Below are 15,323 nucleotides of genomic sequence, written 5' to 3'. Positions count from 1 at the left end.
CTGGCCGGGTCGTACGACACGGCCGCCGAGGAACCCCCGTCACGGGGCGCGGTGGGCCGGGCGCGCCGCGTGAAGGCCCCGGTGGGCCGCCGTCCGCCCGGGGCGCCGGATCACCGCCCTCCGCCCGTGCCCACGGTGGACCGCTGCGCGCCCCGGTGCAAGGGCTTCCCGGGACCGGCGGCGGCGCTCAGCCGTCGGCGGCCGGAACCCTTTCCCCGGGGCCCGTCCCGGAAGCGTCCGACGGAGCCCGACGGAGCGCACGGACGGCCGGCACGGAGAGCATGACGGCGATGCACACCAGGCCCATCACGGAGGAGAACAACAGGACGCGGTCCGCCCCCACGCTGTCCGCGGCCGGTCCGGACAGCGCCCGGCCCAGCGGGATGACCATGATGGAACCGGCGACGTCGTACGCGGAGACACGGCTCAGGACGGCGAGCGGAATGTGGGACTGCACGCTCGTCGCCCACATGACGCCCCAGAAGGCGAAGCCGCAGCCGGCCACCACACCGGTGAGCGCCGTGACGGTGAACGACCATCCCAGCGCGGGGGCCAGGGGGTTGAGGGAGAAGAAGAACATGGCGCAGGCACCCGCGACGAGCGGCCGGCGCGGTCTGACCCGCAGGCCGAGCAGTCCGCCGAGGATCGTGCCGGCGCCGTCCGCAGAGGCGATCCAGCCGTACCCGCTCGCGCCGTGCTGCTCGGTGAGCAGTGCCGCACCGAGCGGCAGGGCCGGGCCGAAGACGAACAGCCCGTAGACGGACCAAACGGCGATGACGCCCCACAGCCAGGAACGGGACCGGAACTCGTGCCAGCCGGTGGCCAGCCGCTGCCAGATCGGGTCGTCGCTCTCGTCCCGCGCGGTGCCGAGCTTCCGCAGCGGTGCCAGACCGAGCGCACTGCACGCGTACGCAGCGGCAATCACGAGGAAGGAGCCGGCGACGTCCCAGTACGCCACGAGCAGACCGGAGAGACCGGGGCCGACCAGCGTACAGATCGACTCGGAGACCCGGAGCAGCGCATTGGCCCGTTGGATGTCCTCGGCGACCCGGGGCACCAGGCTCGCCAGACCGGGTTGGAACATGGCCGTCGCCGCGCCGCTGAGCGCGAGCAGCGCCATCATGTGCCACAACCGCATGTCGCCGAAGGCGAGCAGCGCCGCGAGCGCCAGCATGGCCACCATGCGCACCACGTCGGCGCCGACCATCATCACCTGGGGGGTGAACCGGTCGGCGAACACGCCTCCGAAGAGCACGAGCAGGACGATCGGCGCCATCCAGGCGGCCAGTGCGTAGCCCACGCCCGCGGCACCGTACCCCGCCCCCAGGACGGCGGTCGTGAGCGAGACCATCAGCATGCCGTCGGCGAGGAGCGAAGTGCTGCGGGCGGTGAAGAACAGCCGGAAGCGACTCGAACGCCACGGGCTGGGAAGGGAGTCCTGCTCCCGCTGGACGGTGGTGTCATTCGTCGTCATGTCGCATGCGCCGGTCGCGGCCGGCCCCTTCCCTGAGAATCCGCTGCCCGAGCCAGGCACTGGTCCGGTCCGCCTCCACGGGCGCGTCCCGCACGATCACGTACCGGCGAGGGGCCAGTACGCCGGGGTGCCCCGGAAGGGCCTCCAGCAGGGCCGTGTGCGCCTCCGCCGGAGAGAGCGGGGTCGCACCGGCGGCGATGAACGCCGTGAGACCGGCCGGAACCTGGCCCTCCGGCGCATCCGACGGGTCCGGGGCGACGTGCACGGGAACGCCCCCCAGGGCCTTGCCCAGCACCTCCGCCACTTCGGACGGCGACACCCAGCAACCGTCCACGCGGAGCCACTTCGCACCGCGCTCGACGGGGTGCACCCCCGTCACTTCGGTGAGTGCGGAGAGCGGCACGTCCTGCGTCGAGGCCGCCTCCAGGAGTCGTACGAGGCCGGCGAGGAAGCCCTCGGCCTCTTCCGGGGCGAACAGGGCGGGATCGAACCACAGTCCGAGCCTGAGCAGGGGTGCCGTCTCGTGGACGAAGGTCAGGACACGGGTCGGCAACACCTGGACCGGTCCCCGGGTCACCTCGAACTCGGGCCCGTCGGCATCGGCCGCGGGCGGGGCCGTCGGGAGTGCGCTGACGTCGTTGAACACGACGTCGCGGGCGAACCGGCTGCCGCGCTCGTGGGTGACCGCGTCGATCATGTCCCACAGTCGGACCGCATCGAACTGGCTGTGCCGGTAGGCGTTGAGCGCTGCGCCCCACGCCTTGCTCAAGAGGGCGTCGAAGGACGGCACCCGCATGTCGAGGGAGAGCAGCGCGTCCTGGGACACGGTGTTCACCGAGCGGGCGAGCCGGGGCAGGAACCTGTTGGAGGTCGGGACGGCGGCTACGCAGACCGGCTGGCCGGCCCGGTGGGCGACGAGTGCGCACCAGGCCGTGAGCAGCACGGTGGACGGCAGGCCGCCGGTGCGCTCCGCCACGAGGGCGAGGGCCCGGGCGCCCCGCAGCGACCGGAGCGTCAACTGCTCCGCGGCGACCTCGGCGCCGTCCGCGCCGGGCTCCGCGAACATCGCCTGGGGCTCGGTGCGGATGATCCGCTCCCAGTGCCGCAGCGAGGCCCGGGACTTCCGGACCCCGCGAGCGGTCGCCTCTTCGGCGGCGAGGTCCAGCGGGGTGAAGGCCGTGACGGGCGGGAGCGTCCGGCCGGCGAGGAGGTCGAGCCAGTCCTCTTCCAGGACGGAGAGGGCGCTGACGTCCGTCAGCGCGTGGCTCGCGGCCAGGGCGACGAACACGGGGGTGCCGGCCCGGGCGATGAGGGAGATCCGCAGGCCGAAGTCCCGGTCCAAGCGGAAGCGTTCGACGCGGCCGAGCCGGGCCACGGCGTCCGCGTACTCGGCCGACTCCTCGGGGAGTTCCGGGTGGTCGAGCACGGTGACGGCGAATTCACCGGAGGAGTGGACGACTTGCTCGCGGGGAGCCTCGCCCGGCAGGTGCGGGAAGGTCGTGCGCAGTGCCTCGTGCCGCACCACCAGGGCGCGCAGCGCGTCGACGACCTCCTCGGTGCGGGTCCCGGTGGGCACCGGCCACACGTCGTGGATGTTGATGTGCTCGGGTTCGTCCCGCAGCATGCAGCGGATCATGTTGGCCTGGCCCATCGTCACCGGCCCCCGGCGTTCCTCGCCACCCGTGTAGCGGACGGTGAGGCTGTGGGTCTTCGTCATGCGGTGTCCTCCGGGAGGGGCCGGTGGGTGCGGCTGGCGTGGACCAGCGCTGCCCAAGCGTCGATCAGGAGGGCGAATTCGGCCATGTCCGCACGGGCTTCCTCGACGAGCTGCGCGCGGCGGTCGGCGAGCAGGTCCGCCGCCGTTGCGTAGCGACCGCCGAGCTTGCGGTAGGAGCGGTCGACCACGTCGAGTCGTTCGGCGTTCTCCAGGGGGTCGAGCCGGGTGCTGCTCCGGACGAGGTCGGCGACGGCCGAGGCGCGGATCTCGCCCCCGGCGTCGAGCAGGGAGTCACCGGCCGTGGCGGTCCCCGCGTATACGGTGCGCAGGTGCGGGGTCGCCAGCAGGAACTTCACGAACCGCAGCTGGTAGGCGAGGAAACCCCGGTCCGAACGCCGCTCTCCGGTGTGGAAGTTGATGATGTGCCGGTTGTGCAGCACACCGGGCAGCCGGGCGTCGTGGACGAGGTGGAGGAGGAAGTAGTCGCTGCCGATGGTGTCGGTGGCGGGCGGCAGTGGAACCCGTCCGTAGACCGCGCGGGAGAGGGCGATGTTGCACATGTCGACGCGCATCGGACTGACCGAGGTGAGCGTGCTCAGGTCACGGGTGAACCCGGTGGTCCCGGCCCCCCGAAACGATTCCGCAATGAGGTTCCGGCGCCAGATCTCCGGATACCCGTCCGGGACGGTCAGTCCGATGAGGTCCTCGTAGACGGCGGGATCGAGGCTGTGGATCTCCGCGACGTCCACGGACATCTCGCCGACGAAGGACCCTCCGACCAGTGCCACCGGCCGGTCGGCGCAGGCGGGGTCGAGACGGCTCCGGCTCACCAGTCCGGCGGCGTCGGAGGCTCGACGGCCGAGCGCCGCCAGCTCGTGGTGGATCGGGAAGACCGGCTCGCCGTCCAGGTGCTGGTAGCGGCTGTCGGAGTCCCGGCGGTGCACCGAGGCGCAGCCCAGGGCCTCGGCGAACAGGAAGGCGCGGTTGGTGCACGCGCCGTAGGAGACCCCGGACGGCAGCATCAGCTCCAGCAGTCGATCGGCCCCGGCGGTGCCGGACCGCGCGATCACCCCGTGCAGGAAGGCGCGTTGCTCGGTCTCGTCGAGGTGGTGGACGACCACGCCCGGCACGGGGGGCAGTGCGGCCACGGTCTCCCGGTGCCCGGCGAGGGCTTCGGCCCCGGAGGAGTCCAGGACCAGCAGGTGCACCTCGACGCCGAAGCGGCGGGCGCCGTACGCTGCTTCTTCGGCGACCGCCCGGATGGTTTCGGCACAGGGGCGGTTGGTGGGCAGGGTCAGGCAGACGCGGCGCACGACGACTCCTCGTCCGCGTGCCCGTGCAGGTCCCCGCTCGTGCCCCTGGCCGTGGCCCCGGCGCTGTCCCGCCAGGAGGTCAGTCCGAGGAGACGGCTGCCGAGCTCGTTGAGGGTGGCCGTGGGGTAGCGCTTGGACTCGTGCAGGACGGGGTCGCCGACCAGGGTGCGGTTCCAGCGCGGGGTGCGCAGGTGACGCCAGGATTCGACACGGGACCTCCGCAGCTTGGTGTGCTCCTCCAGTGCCGGCATCATCGACAGGTACTGGACGGCGCGGACCTGGTCGGTGGAGGTGTTGCGGGCCACGCCGTGGGCGAGGAGCCCGTTCCAGATCAGCAGGTCGCCGGGGTGCAGATCGGGCCGGACGACGGGGAACTCCGACCGGTCCACGGCGGGCCGGAGGGGGTCCCGGTCCGTGGGTTGGCCGGGCTTCCATTCCTCGAAGCGCCGGAAGAGCTCCGGACAGCACTGGAATCCACCGGATTCCGGGCGGGTGTCGTTGAGCGCGATGATGCCCTGCACGCGCTGCGGGGGCACGCCGAGCGTGGTGTCGATGTCCCAGTGCAGTTCGATGTCGAAGCCCCGGTCGGTGGGTTCGATCAGGGCGCGGTCGCGGTTCTTGACGTTGGGCGGGTTGAGGTTGAGCCGGTCCTGGGTGACCCAGAGTTCCTCGCAGTCCCAGACGTCCACGAAGGCGTCGTAGACCCGCTGCGACTGGCGGCTGTCCCAGAGCAGCTGGTGGTGGTAGGCCTCCACGAAGCCGTACACGTGCAGCTGTCGGTCCAGTTCCGAGCGGAAGGGCCGGTCCTCGTACCAGCTGTCCGGCCGGTTCGGGTCCAGGCCCTGGAAGTCCCAGGTGAAGTCGAGCAGGCGCCGGGCGGCTTCTGCGGGGATCGCCTCGCGGACGATGACGTAGCCGTACGTCTGCCAGTGGGCGAAGTCGTCCTCGGAGAGGACCCGCAGCGGCCGGGACTTCTTCAGCTCCCGCAGGGTGGTCTGGGCGAGGTACGACTCGCCGTCCGCGCTGAAGTACGGAACGTCCGAAGCGGCCCGGTGCAGATGGGGGCGGCGGGCGGCGCGGTACGGGGCGGGTGTCGTCATGGAGTCCCTCCAGAGGCGGTGGCCGGAGGTCAGGCGGCCACGTCGCTCAGAAGAATTGGTTTAGACCAGGGCTCCTGTCAAGTCTGTGCTCGATGAGCACAGTTGGTGACCCGAGGGAAGCGGGGTGTACATGACGGAGATGCCCGGAGTGAGGCGACTTTGGTCTAGACAACCATGGGCGAGCTGGCCTAAGGTCCCCTTGCGTAGTCCGGTCCCTGATGGTGCGTCAGGCGGCTTCTTCGCCGTGCCGTGGTCGACGAAGACCCCACGCCTCGACTGTTCGCCCACGCCCAGAGGGAGCGGTTTTCCATGAGCACACCCGGTACGACGGTGCTGCCGGTCGGCGGTCTGAAGAGCCCCGGCGCCGGCCTGATGGTCCTCGACCCGGTCCGCACCGCCCTGCTGCACGGACTGGACGAACTCCTCGGCGGCCTGGCCGCACGCCTCTCCGCCCCCGAGGTGGTCGGCCCGCCGCTGCTCTCCGTGGAGGGGCTCGCCCGTCTCGACTTCTTCCGCAACTTCCCCCACCTCGGCGTCTCCGCGGGACGTTTCGCCCCCGATGCCCTCGACGGCCTCGCCGCCGGGGAGGCGCCGGCCGAACTGCCGCTCCGCCCCACCGGCTACCTCCTGCCGTCCGCCACCTGCTACGGCCTGCTCCTTTCCCTGGAGGGCCGGGACGTCGGCGAGGACGGGCTGCGCCTCTCCGCGGTCGGCCGCTGCTTCCGGAACGAGACCCACTACGAGGGGCTGAAGCGGCTGTGGGGCTTCCACATGCGTGAGGTCCTCTACCTCGGCACCAAACAGGGAGCGCTCGAACACCTGGAAAGGGGAGCCGAGTTCATCCGGGAGGCCGCCGCAAGCCTCGGACTGGAGCTGAACCGGGCCGTGGCGGACGACCCCTTCTACGACAAGGGCGGCTCCCGGGCCCGCCTGATGGCGCTCGATCCCGTCAAGCACGAGTTCAGCGCCCCCGACGGCACGGCCATCGCCTCCGTCAACCGGCACCGCAACTTCTTCGGTGAGCGCCTCGACATCCGCGCGGGAGCCGAGGGCCCCGCCTACAGCGCCTGTGTCGCCTTCGGCGTCGAACGCTGGGTCCACGCGATGGTCCTCGCCCACGGCACTCCCGAGCAGGCGCTTGATCGACTCCGCGACGCCCGCGGCTAGGACGTGCTCCGGCACGCGCCCGGCCTCTGCGCGCACGAACCCCGTCACAGCAAGGAGCACCCCATGGAACCCATCACCGCTTGGCTCCACGAGAAGAACCCGGGTCTCGAAGGGCCCATCGACACCGGCGAGGACCTCATCGAGGCCCGACTCATCGACTCCATGGACTTCCTGGAGTTCATCGACCTCTTGGAAGAGTTGTCCGGGAGCTCCATCGACCTCCAGGAAGTCACCATCGACGATTTCCGGACCATAGGCCGCGTCCAGGAGCGCTTCCTGAGCGGGGTCGAGTGAGGTCGCCTTCCCGACCGCATCGGCGCGTCTGACCGTGCCGCCCCCGTCCCCTCCGACCGCGACCGTTCCGACCACGGGGACACTGGCCGCGGTCATGACCACCGGGGAGGTCCTGGACCACCCGGAACTCCACGAGGGACTGCTCGCCCCGTGGGAACGCCAACGGCTCGACCGGATCCGGGTCCCGGGGCGCCGCGACGACGTGCTGGCGGCCCGCCTCCTCGTACGGTTCTGCATCGCCCGATTCACCGGACTCCCGCCGGACGCCGCGGGCCCTGAGCAGTTCTGCGCCGAGTGCGGGCAGCGCGGTCACGGGCGCCCCCACCTGAGCCGGTACCCCGGGCTCGGGGTCAGCCTGAGCCACGCCGACGGACTGGTCGCGGCGGCGGTCGGCCCCGGCCCGGTCGGCGTGGACGTGGAGCCCGAGAGCCGACGTCCCGGCCCCCTGCCCGTGCTCCGGAGGCTGCTGCCCGAGGCCGAAGTGGACGAGGCCCTCACCGCGCCGGACCCGGACGCGGAGCTGCTCCGCCTCTGGGTGCGGGGCGAGGCCCGCTTCAAGGCGGGCGGCCGCGAGGGCCTGCGGCTCGCGGAATGGACCGATCGCGACCGGCGTGCCGTGGTGGCGGTCGCCAGCACCACCTCCCGCGTCGCGGCGGGATCCTGACGGCCGCACGGAGCCGCCCGTCGCGGGACCGCTCCCGCGGGGCGGACCGCGTCCCGGTCACGGGGCCCGTCCTCCGGTCATCGAACGGGCACACGGTCCCCGGAGCGTGGCCAACCGCACCTCCGGTGCGGGAAAGGGGTGCGTTCCCGGCTCCTGGCCATCCGGAAAAACCGGCCGTCGGGTGAAACCGATCGGCACCTGACGGGCGAATGCCTCCCCAACACAAGGTTCGAGGTCACCTCGACCGGATGAAGGGCAGATCGCCATGAACGCTCGTACGACGGGCGCACTCCTCGCCGCCGGTACCGCCGTCGTCCTCTCCGTGTCCGCGGAGTTCCCGCCCTGGCCGCGTCGCAGGCCGGAGACGCACAGGCCACGGTGTCGGTGCTGCACGCCGTGCCCGGGCTGACCGTGGACGTGTACGCCGGTGACGAGGAGCTGCTGCCGGACTTCGCCCCGGGCACGCTCACCGATCCGCTGAAACTCGACGCGGGCTCCTATGACATCAAGGTCTTCAAGGACGGGGAAGGCCCCGCGGGAACCCCCGCCATCGAGAAGACGGTGGAGGTGCCCGCCGGCGCCAACGCCACGCTGGTCGCCCACCTGACGGCCGACGGCAAGCCGGCCCTCGACGCGTACGTGAACGACACCTCCAAGGTTCCCGCCGGCAAGGCCCGCGTCACCGTCCGGCACGTCGCCGCGGCGCCTGCCGTGGACGTCCGCGCAGACGGCACCCCGGTCTTCAAGGGGTTGGAGAACCCCAAGGAGGCGGCGGGCGAGGTGGACGCGGGCAGCATTTCGGCGGACGTGGTGCTGGCCGGAACCGAGACGGTGGCCCTCGGCCCCGCCACGCTGGACCTGGCCGAGGGCAGCAACACGATCGTCTACGCCTGGGGCAGCGCCGCGGACCAGAACCTCGCGTTGAAGACCCAGAGCATCACCGGCATGCACTCCGCTCCGTCCGGCGTCCCCGCGGGCGAGACCGGAGAGGCGGTCGCCCACAACCAGAGCGCCCGGATCGGCGCGGTGTCCCTCGCCGCCCTCCTGGCCCTCGGCACCACCGGTTACCTCCTGCGCCGCCGCTCCGACGCCAGCTGACCCCGCGCGTCCCCACCGTCCCGTCCGCCGCGGTCGACCTCGACGGCCCGGCCGCGGCGGACGGTCCCCATCGTCTGGAAGGCTCCTCCACCATGGGCAAGCCCCGCACCGGGCGGGTGAAGGCACTCGGGCTGATCGCGGGTCTCTTCGGTGCCTTCGCAGCGGTCCTCTCCGGCGTCGCTCTCCGGCCCGCCGAACCGAACGCCGCTGCCGACTTCGGAAGCCCCGGGACCGGCACGGGGACGACGGTGACCGCCGAGAAGCACACCCCAACCGTCCCGCAGCCGCCGGCAGGGGAGCCCCGTTCTGCTCCGGCGCGACCCCCGGCCCCGCCGGAGAGCATCTCGATCCCCCGCCTCGGGGTGCGCGCACCCGTCGACTCCGTGGGCGTGGCCCCCGACGGACAAGTGGTGGTCCCCGAGGATCCGGACCGGTTGGGCTGGTACCGCTTTTCCCCCGCCCCCGGCACGGGAGGGGGATCCTCCGTGATCGTCGGCCACGTCGATGCGATGGGGACGCGGTCTGGGCGTGCTCGCCGTGCTCGGTGAAGCCAGGGAAGGCGACCGGGTGCTCCTCGGACGGCGCGACGGGACCGAGGTGACCTATCGCGTCGTCGCGCGGCGCACGATCGCCAAGACGGCCCTCGGCGAGTCCGGAGCCTTCCGGCGCGACGGGGAACCGGTGCTGACGCTCATCACCTGCGCCGGACCGTACCTCCCCGACGGGGGCGGATACCAGAACAACCTGGTCGTCACGGCGGCGGAGGTGCCCCGGTGACGGCACCCTGGGGTGGTGGCGAGGTCCTGGCCGGGGGCACTGCGGGTGCGGGCGCCGAACAGCCGGACCGTCTGGGAGAGCGGTTCTCCGGAGGTGGCGAGACCTCCCTCAACGAGGCGTACCGCCAATGGGGCCCTCTGGTGTACACCATGGCCGTCCGGAAGCTCGGTGACGCCGAAGAGGCCAAGGACGTGATCCAGCAGGTGTTCGTCGGAGCGTGGGACGGGCGCAAGACCTTCGACCCGACCCGCGGTTCCCTGAAGACCTGGATCCTGGGCATCACGCACAAGAAGATCATCGATGCGCTGCGCCGCCGCGCACGACACCTGCGGGACGTCGAGACGGTGACGGCGGTCTCGGGCGGCCCGGAGCAATCGGTCCCCCTGACCGAGTCACTGCTGGAGTACGTGACCCTGACGCGCGAGATGGAGGCCCTTCCCGAACAACAGCAACTCGTGCTGAAGACGGCCTTCTACGAGGACCTCTCCCAGTCCCAGATCGCAGAACGCACCGGGCTGCCCCTCGGCACTGTCAAGAGCTACACCCGCCGTGGTCTGACGCGACTGAAGAAGAGGCTGGAGGTGGACGGTGAAGCACGTCGATGAACAGGGCTTGGCGATGATGGCACTCGGGGAAGGCCCGGATCCAGCAGAATCCATCCACCTGCGCGAGTGCGCGCGGTGCAGGCGGGACCTGGACCACCTCCGCGACGTGGTGGCGGCCCTGCGGACACCGGTGATCGCAGAAGAGGACCTGCTCACGCCCCCGGACACGGTGTGGGAAGGGATCGCCGCCGAACTCAGGATCCCCGACCGGGTCGTCGCCTTCCCCACCGGTGGCCGGAGCGGGGCCACGGCGACGTCACCGCCGAGGGCCGGCCGGCGGACCCGTCGCTTCGCGGTCGCCCTGGCGGCCTGCGCGGCCCTGCTCGGTGCGGCCTCCGGCAGCGCGATCACCTGGTGGCTGACGAAACCGCAAGCACCCGCGGTGCAGACCGTCGCCGACGGCCAGCGGTTGGAAAGCCTGCGCGCCAGTTCGGCCGGTTACGCACGCCTGCAGGACCAGGGCGGACGGCGAACCCTCGACATCACCGTCAAGGGCCTGCCCGAAACGGCAGGCTACTTCGAGGTCTGGCTCATGGACAGCACCCACACCAAGCTGGTGTCCATGGGGGCCCTGGGCCCCGACGGGCACGCGACCCTGCCCGTTCCCGAGACCATCGACCTGAACGAGTACTCCGTCGTCGACGTGTCGCTCCAGCCCTACAACGGCAAGGTCGAGCACTCGGGCGAGAGCCTCGTCCGCGGGGCCTACGCCGGTTGACCGGCTGCCGCTCCGTCCGGACCGGGCAGCGGGCGGGGCCCCGGAATTCCCTCCGGAAGCGAGCGCGACCCCTCCACGGGGCGCCGGAAGCACTCCGCCCGGGCCTGTGAGTCGGCTGCCCGGCCGGAGCGGACGGCGGTGGGAGCGCGCGCCCACGGCTGGCGACCGAGGACCGGCCCGGTGGGCGTCCCTTCGGCGCGGCCGGCGCTCCCGGGCCCTTAGACGTCAGCACGCCGGCCCGATGCGGCCAACCGGGTGCTTTCGCCCCCACCGCTCATCCACGGACGGCGAGCCCCTGGAAGGGGGAGTGACATGCAGCCCGCTCTGCGCCGGAGGTTCTCATACACGTCGTGATCGGAGTTCTCGTCGTGGCGGTGTTGATCGCCGCCTTCGTCTTCGGATGCCGTGTGCAGGAGGGCGTCACGCCCCCCGCTCCCCACGAGCATCCCCGCCGGCCCCTCACGGACCGCCTGCCGGGGGAGACGTCGGAACGCCGCCGACCGGTCGCCGTTCCCCGGCTCGACCGCGGTCAGCGGCTGCGACCGCACCAACTGCGCGGGCGCACGGAACGGATCTCCGCCGAGGAGCACTGACGCCCGGCGGCCGGGGCCCCGCCGCCCCGTCGCCCCGTCGGACCCGGGGGCGCAGTCAGCCCGTGGCGACGGCGTGCGGACCCATGACGCGAACCGTTGACCGGGGCCGCGTCGTGTCGCCGGCACCACAGGAAGGCTTCCTGTACGACCTCGACACCGAACCGCTGTGCGAGCCCTCCCTTCCGCCGTCCCGCGCCGAGCGGCGGAAGCACGCCCGACAGGGACCCTTCGTGCGGATGTGCGAATCAAATGGCTGCATCCGGTGACGTGCGGGCCGCCGAATGCTCCTCGACCCCTTCCGGGAAACCGGGGAAGGAGCATCCGGACGATGCGTCAACGCCTGTCCGCCACAGGGCGCACCACCGCCGTCACCGCCTCGGTGGCCGCCCTCACCGCCCTCGGACCGATGGCACCCTCCGCGACGGCCCGGGACGCCCGGGACGTGCCCCCGGTCGGGTCCGTGGACCTCGCCCGCTACAGCGGAACCTGGCTGCAACTCGCCTCCGTACCAAGACTGTTCGAGATCCAGTGCGCCAAAGACGTCAAAGCCGTGTACACGGCGACGGTGCGCGGCACGGTTGCAGTGGCCAACAGCTGTACCACCTGGCTGGGCACCAGAAGCGGAATCGAGGGAGAGGCGAAGCCCCTCGACGCCGGCCGCGCCCGCCTCAACGTCTCCTTCGTCCCGGAGGGGGACGGCTACCGGCACGGCACCGAGGCGAACTACATCGTGGTCGGTCTCGGTGCCCACTACGAATGGGCCGTGGTGACCGACCGGGACCGCACCTCCGGCTTCGTCCTCTCCCGCACCCCCCGGCTCGACGCCGTGCGGACCGCCGAGGTGCTCCGGGCCGTCAGGCGTGCCGGACTCGACCCGCACGACTTCCGCACGACCCGCCAGGACGGCGGCGATCCGGCCTGGGGCCTGCACCCCTGACCGACCACGGCGATGTTCAGGAGGAGGGAGTGGGGCTTCCCCCTCCTGCAGTAGTCCGGAGTACTCCGGGCCGTTCCCGGGGTATTCCCCTGCGACCGTGGTGTCCCGCAGCACCGGGAACGCCGTCACCGCCGACCCGAGGACCCGAGAGGAGAGCGGCCCCGTGCAATGCGACGTCGTCGTCATCGGAGCCGGCGCAGCCGGTCTCTCCCTCGCGTGGCGCCTGCTCGCCCCTCCGGCCGGCGTCGCCGCACCCTCGGTCGCCCTGGTCGAGGCACCCCCGGGCCCGCTCCGCCCCCCGCCGCGGACCTGGTGCTACTGGGAGCGTGGCGCCGGCGACTACGACCACTGGCTGACCGCGTCATGGGGGCGGCTGCGACTCCACGCACCCGGTGGGCGGGCCCTCCACCGCGACCTGGGCGGGCTCCGCTACAAGATGCTCTCCTCCGACGCGTTCGACCGGGGACTCCGGCCGAGGCTGACCGGGCTGCGCCGCGTCGAGGCCGTCGCCCGCGAGATCGTCGACCGGCCCGACGGCGTCACCGTCATCTGCCGGGCCGCCGACGGCACCGAGCACCGCATCCGGGCCCGCTGGGCCTTCGACTCCCGACCGCCGTCCCCGGCACCACCCGCTCGCGTCGGACTGCTCCAGCACTTCAAGGGGTGGCTCGTCCACACCGAGCGCGCCGCCTTCGCCCCGGACGCGGTCCACCTCATGGACTTCCGCACCGCGCAACCGCCGCACGGCCTTTCCTTCGGATACGTCCTGCCGCTCACCCCGCACCGCGCGCTGGTGGAGTACACCGAGTTCAGCGCTGCTCCGCTCTCCGACGACTCCTACGACGAGGCCCTGCGCCACTACACCGGCTCCCTGTTGGGGCTCCGGTCCTTCGAGGTGCGCGCCGTGGAACAGGGACGCATCGCGATGACGGACGCCAGGCATCCGCGCCGGGCAGGGAGGAGCACCTTCCGGATCGGCAGCGCCGGCGGGGCGGTGAGACCGTCCACCGGGTACGCGTTCGCCGCCATCCAGCGCCAGACGAAGGCCGTGGCCTCCCTCGTGCACGCGGGGCGCGAGCCGCTTCCCCCGCCCGCCTACCCCCGGCGCTCCCTCGCCATGGACGCGATCCTCCTCCGGGGCATCGACACGGGTCGCATTTCCGGCCCCGACTTCTTCACCCGACTCTTCGAAGAGGTCCCGGCCGAGCGTCTGCTGCGCTTCCTGGACGGCGGGACGGGACCGCTGGATGAATTCCGCATCGGCCTGCACACCCCCGTCCTCACGATGCTCCGCACCACTGCGGAGCTCCCCTTCCTCGGCCGTCGCACCTGAACCAACGGCACCTTCGTCACGAGAGAGAGCTTCCGCATGCGCTTTCCCCCTCCCGGCTCCGCCCCGCGCGGGCGGGACCGCAAGGCCGTCAGGCTCCCCGCCCACCAGGGGCGCAGCAGACCGCTGCCCGGTCGGCGACCGAGCTGTGCCGTCGTCGGAGGAGGAATCGCAGGGATCGCGGCGGCCACGGTCCTCGCCGAACGAGGGGTCGAAGTCACCCTCTACGAGCGGGAGCCCGTGCTCGGCGGGCGACTGGCGGGATGGTCGGAGGTGTTGAACGACGGCTCGACGGTGACCATGAGTCGGGGATTCCACGCCTTCTTCCGCCAGTACTACAACCTCCGGGGGCTGCTCCGGCGCATCGACCCGGGCCTGGACCACCTCACCGGCCTTCCGGACTATCCGCTGCAGCACGGTTCGGGACTGTCCGACGGCTTCGCCAGGGTGCCCCGCACGCCCCCCTGGAGCGCTCTCGGCTTCGTCGCCCTCAGCCCCAGTTTCGGCTGGCGGGACCTGGCCCGCATGAACGCCTCCGCGGCGCTGCCCCTGCTCGACGTCAGCCTCCCCGAGGTCTACCACCGCTACGACGGGGTCAGCGCACGGGACTTCCTGAACGGCATCCGGTTCCCGCCCGCGGCCCAACACCTCGCCTTCGAGGTGTTCTCCCGCAGCTTCTTCGCGGACCCCGACGAGCTCTCCGCCGCCGAGCTGGTCCTGATGTTCCACATCTACTTCCTCGGCTCTTCCGAGGGACTGCTCTTCGACGTTCCCGACGAGCCCTACCCCCGGGCGCTGTGGAACCCCCTCGCCGACTACCTACGGAGCCATGGGGTCCGCATCCTTGTGGGGACCGCCGTCGACCGGCTGGACCCGACACCCGGCGGAGGCCACACGGTGTCCTCCGCCTCCGGCCCGCAGCAGGTCGACGCCCTCGTCCTCGCCGTGGACACGGACGGCCTGCGCTCGATCGCCTCGCGGTCCCCGATGCTGTGCGACGAGGACTGGCGCAACCGGGTCGCCTCGCTCCGGACGGCACCGCCCTTCCTGGTTTCGCGGCTCTGGCTCGACCGGCCCGTGCGCACGGACAGACCGGGCTTCCTCGGCACCAGCGGATACGGCCCCCTCGACAACGTCAGCGTGCTCGAACGCTGGGAGGGCGAAGCGGCCCGCTGGGCCGCCCGGACCCGCGGCTCGGTGGTCGAACTGCACGCGTACGCCCTCGATCCCGCCGCCGAACGGCATCGAACCTCGGCGGAACTCGTCGCACAGCTGCACCGCGTCTACCCGGAGACCCGCGCGGCACGGATCGTCGACGAGCGACACGAGTTGAGGTCGGACTGCCCCCTCTTCGTCGTCGGGGGCCATCGCGACCGGCCCACCGTCCGCACCCCCGACCCGACCGTCACCGTCGCCGGCGACCTGGTCCGCACGGAGTACCCCGTTGCCCTGATGGAGCGGGCCGCGACGACCGGATTCCTCGCCGCCAACGTGCACCTCCGCCGATGGGGCCTGCGGGGACAGACCCTGTGGACC

14 protein-coding genes and 2 pseudogenes are annotated in these 15,323 nt (G+C 72.1%); 12 read left to right on the top strand and 4 right to left on the bottom strand.

Features of this window, described 5'->3' with window-relative positions:
• Positions 1–187: 187 nt before the first annotated feature.
• The 4 genes from ACFW2Y_RS18020 to ACFW2Y_RS18005 are packed head-to-tail and all read right to left on the bottom strand — an operon-like array spanning position 188 to position 5,604.
• Positions 188–1,474, bottom strand: a complete 1,287-nt coding sequence (locus tag ACFW2Y_RS18020; protein WP_384879731.1) for an MFS transporter — start codon at positions 1,472–1,474, stop codon at positions 188–190.
• The gene (locus ACFW2Y_RS18015; RefSeq protein ID WP_384879730.1) at positions 1,461–3,191 is read right to left on the bottom strand and encodes a condensation domain-containing protein; all 1,731 of its coding nucleotides are present in this window, start codon (positions 3,189–3,191) and stop codon (positions 1,461–1,463) included. Before ACFW2Y_RS18015 ends, ACFW2Y_RS18020 begins: the two co-directional genes overlap by 14 nt.
• Positions 3,188–4,504, bottom strand: a complete 1,317-nt coding sequence (locus tag ACFW2Y_RS18010) for a DUF6271 family protein (protein ID WP_384879727.1) — start codon at positions 4,502–4,504, stop codon at positions 3,188–3,190. Before ACFW2Y_RS18010 ends, ACFW2Y_RS18015 begins: the two co-directional genes overlap by 4 nt.
• A complete protein-coding gene (locus ACFW2Y_RS18005; RefSeq protein WP_384879725.1) occupies positions 4,486–5,604 on the bottom strand; it encodes a phytanoyl-CoA dioxygenase family protein in 1,119 nt (372 codons plus the stop codon). Before ACFW2Y_RS18005 ends, ACFW2Y_RS18010 begins: the two co-directional genes overlap by 19 nt.
• A 309-nt stretch (positions 5,605–5,913) precedes the next feature.
• Between ACFW2Y_RS18005 and ACFW2Y_RS18000 the strand changes: the two genes are divergently transcribed.
• The 12 genes and pseudogenes from ACFW2Y_RS18000 to ACFW2Y_RS17945 all read left to right on the top strand — a co-directional run.
• The gene (locus ACFW2Y_RS18000; RefSeq protein WP_384879723.1) at positions 5,914–6,771 is read left to right on the top strand and encodes a hypothetical protein; all 858 of its coding nucleotides are present in this window, start codon (positions 5,914–5,916) and stop codon (positions 6,769–6,771) included.
• A gap of 63 nt (positions 6,772–6,834) precedes the next feature.
• Positions 6,835–7,065 carry an acyl carrier protein gene (locus ACFW2Y_RS17995; protein WP_384879720.1) on the top strand — a complete coding sequence of 77 codons (231 nt, stop codon included), beginning with the start codon at positions 6,835–6,837 and terminating at the stop codon, positions 7,063–7,065.
• Positions 7,066–7,159: 94 nt separating this feature from the next.
• Positions 7,160–7,729, top strand: a complete 570-nt coding sequence (locus ACFW2Y_RS17990) for a 4'-phosphopantetheinyl transferase family protein (RefSeq protein WP_384879717.1) — start codon at positions 7,160–7,162, stop codon at positions 7,727–7,729.
• A 265-nt stretch (positions 7,730–7,994) separates the two neighbouring features.
• Positions 7,995–8,827 (top strand): annotated as a pseudogene (locus tag ACFW2Y_RS17985) (DUF4397 domain-containing protein).
• A gap of 504 nt (positions 8,828–9,331) precedes the next feature.
• A complete protein-coding gene (locus ACFW2Y_RS17980) occupies positions 9,332–9,604 on the top strand; it encodes a class F sortase (RefSeq protein WP_384879714.1) in 273 nt (90 codons plus the stop codon).
• On the top strand, positions 9,601–10,209 hold the full coding sequence (locus ACFW2Y_RS17975; protein ID WP_384879711.1) for an RNA polymerase sigma factor: 609 nt from the start codon (positions 9,601–9,603) through the stop codon (positions 10,207–10,209). The genes ACFW2Y_RS17980 and ACFW2Y_RS17975 overlap by 4 nt, the downstream gene beginning before the upstream one ends.
• On the top strand, positions 10,193–10,927 hold the full coding sequence (locus ACFW2Y_RS17970; RefSeq protein WP_384879708.1) for an anti-sigma factor: 735 nt from the start codon (positions 10,193–10,195) through the stop codon (positions 10,925–10,927). Before ACFW2Y_RS17975 ends, ACFW2Y_RS17970 begins: the two co-directional genes overlap by 17 nt.
• 326 nt (positions 10,928–11,253) lie before the next feature.
• Positions 11,254–11,520, top strand: a pseudogene (locus ACFW2Y_RS17965) (DUF6479 family protein); the annotation flags it as partial.
• Positions 11,521–11,603: 83 nt separating this feature from the next.
• A complete protein-coding gene (locus ACFW2Y_RS17960) occupies positions 11,604–11,786 on the top strand; it encodes a hypothetical protein (protein ID WP_384879705.1) in 183 nt (60 codons plus the stop codon).
• Between the two features lie 62 nt (positions 11,787–11,848).
• Entirely contained in the window at positions 11,849–12,457 is a 609-nt protein-coding gene (locus ACFW2Y_RS17955) for a lipocalin family protein (protein ID WP_384879702.1), read from the top strand.
• 97 nt (positions 12,458–12,554) lie between these two features.
• Positions 12,555–13,790, top strand: coding sequence for a lycopene cyclase family protein (locus ACFW2Y_RS17950; protein WP_384879701.1), 1,236 nt, complete (start codon positions 12,555–12,557; stop codon positions 13,788–13,790).
• Positions 13,791–13,826: 36 nt separating this feature from the next.
• Positions 13,827–15,323 (top strand): FAD-dependent oxidoreductase (locus tag ACFW2Y_RS17945; protein ID WP_384879698.1); only part of this gene is annotated, 1,497 nt, incomplete at its 3' end.

The sequence above is a fragment of the Streptomyces sp. NPDC058877 genome, assembly GCF_042742855.1.
GTDB lineage: Bacteria > Actinomycetota > Actinomycetes > Streptomycetales > Streptomycetaceae > Streptomyces.
The sequence above is the reverse complement of the archived record's forward strand: the minus strand, read 5'-3'. Positions and strand labels throughout refer to the sequence as shown.

Excerpts from the sequence above, each read along its gene's own strand:
- ACFW2Y_RS18020 (WP_384879731.1), bottom strand. The coding sequence starts at position 1,474 with ATGACGACGAATGACACCACCGTCCAGCGGGAGCAGGACTCCCTTCCC.
- ACFW2Y_RS18015 (WP_384879730.1), bottom strand. The coding sequence starts at position 3,191 with ATGACGAAGACCCACAGCCTCACCGTCCGCTACACGGGTGGCGAGGAA.
- ACFW2Y_RS18005 (WP_384879725.1), bottom strand. The coding sequence starts at position 5,604 with ATGACGACACCCGCCCCGTACCGCGCCGCCCGCCGCCCCCATCTGCAC.
- ACFW2Y_RS18000 (WP_384879723.1), top strand. The coding sequence starts at position 5,914 with ATGAGCACACCCGGTACGACGGTGCTGCCGGTCGGCGGTCTGAAGAGC.
- ACFW2Y_RS17995 (WP_384879720.1), top strand. The coding sequence starts at position 6,835 with ATGGAACCCATCACCGCTTGGCTCCACGAGAAGAACCCGGGTCTCGAA.
- ACFW2Y_RS17990 (WP_384879717.1), top strand. The coding sequence starts at position 7,160 with ATGACCACCGGGGAGGTCCTGGACCACCCGGAACTCCACGAGGGACTG.
- ACFW2Y_RS17980 (WP_384879714.1), top strand. The coding sequence starts at position 9,332 with ATGCGATGGGGACGCGGTCTGGGCGTGCTCGCCGTGCTCGGTGAAGCC.
- ACFW2Y_RS17960 (WP_384879705.1), top strand. The coding sequence starts at position 11,604 with ATGACGCGAACCGTTGACCGGGGCCGCGTCGTGTCGCCGGCACCACAG.
- ACFW2Y_RS17955 (WP_384879702.1), top strand. The coding sequence starts at position 11,849 with ATGCGTCAACGCCTGTCCGCCACAGGGCGCACCACCGCCGTCACCGCC.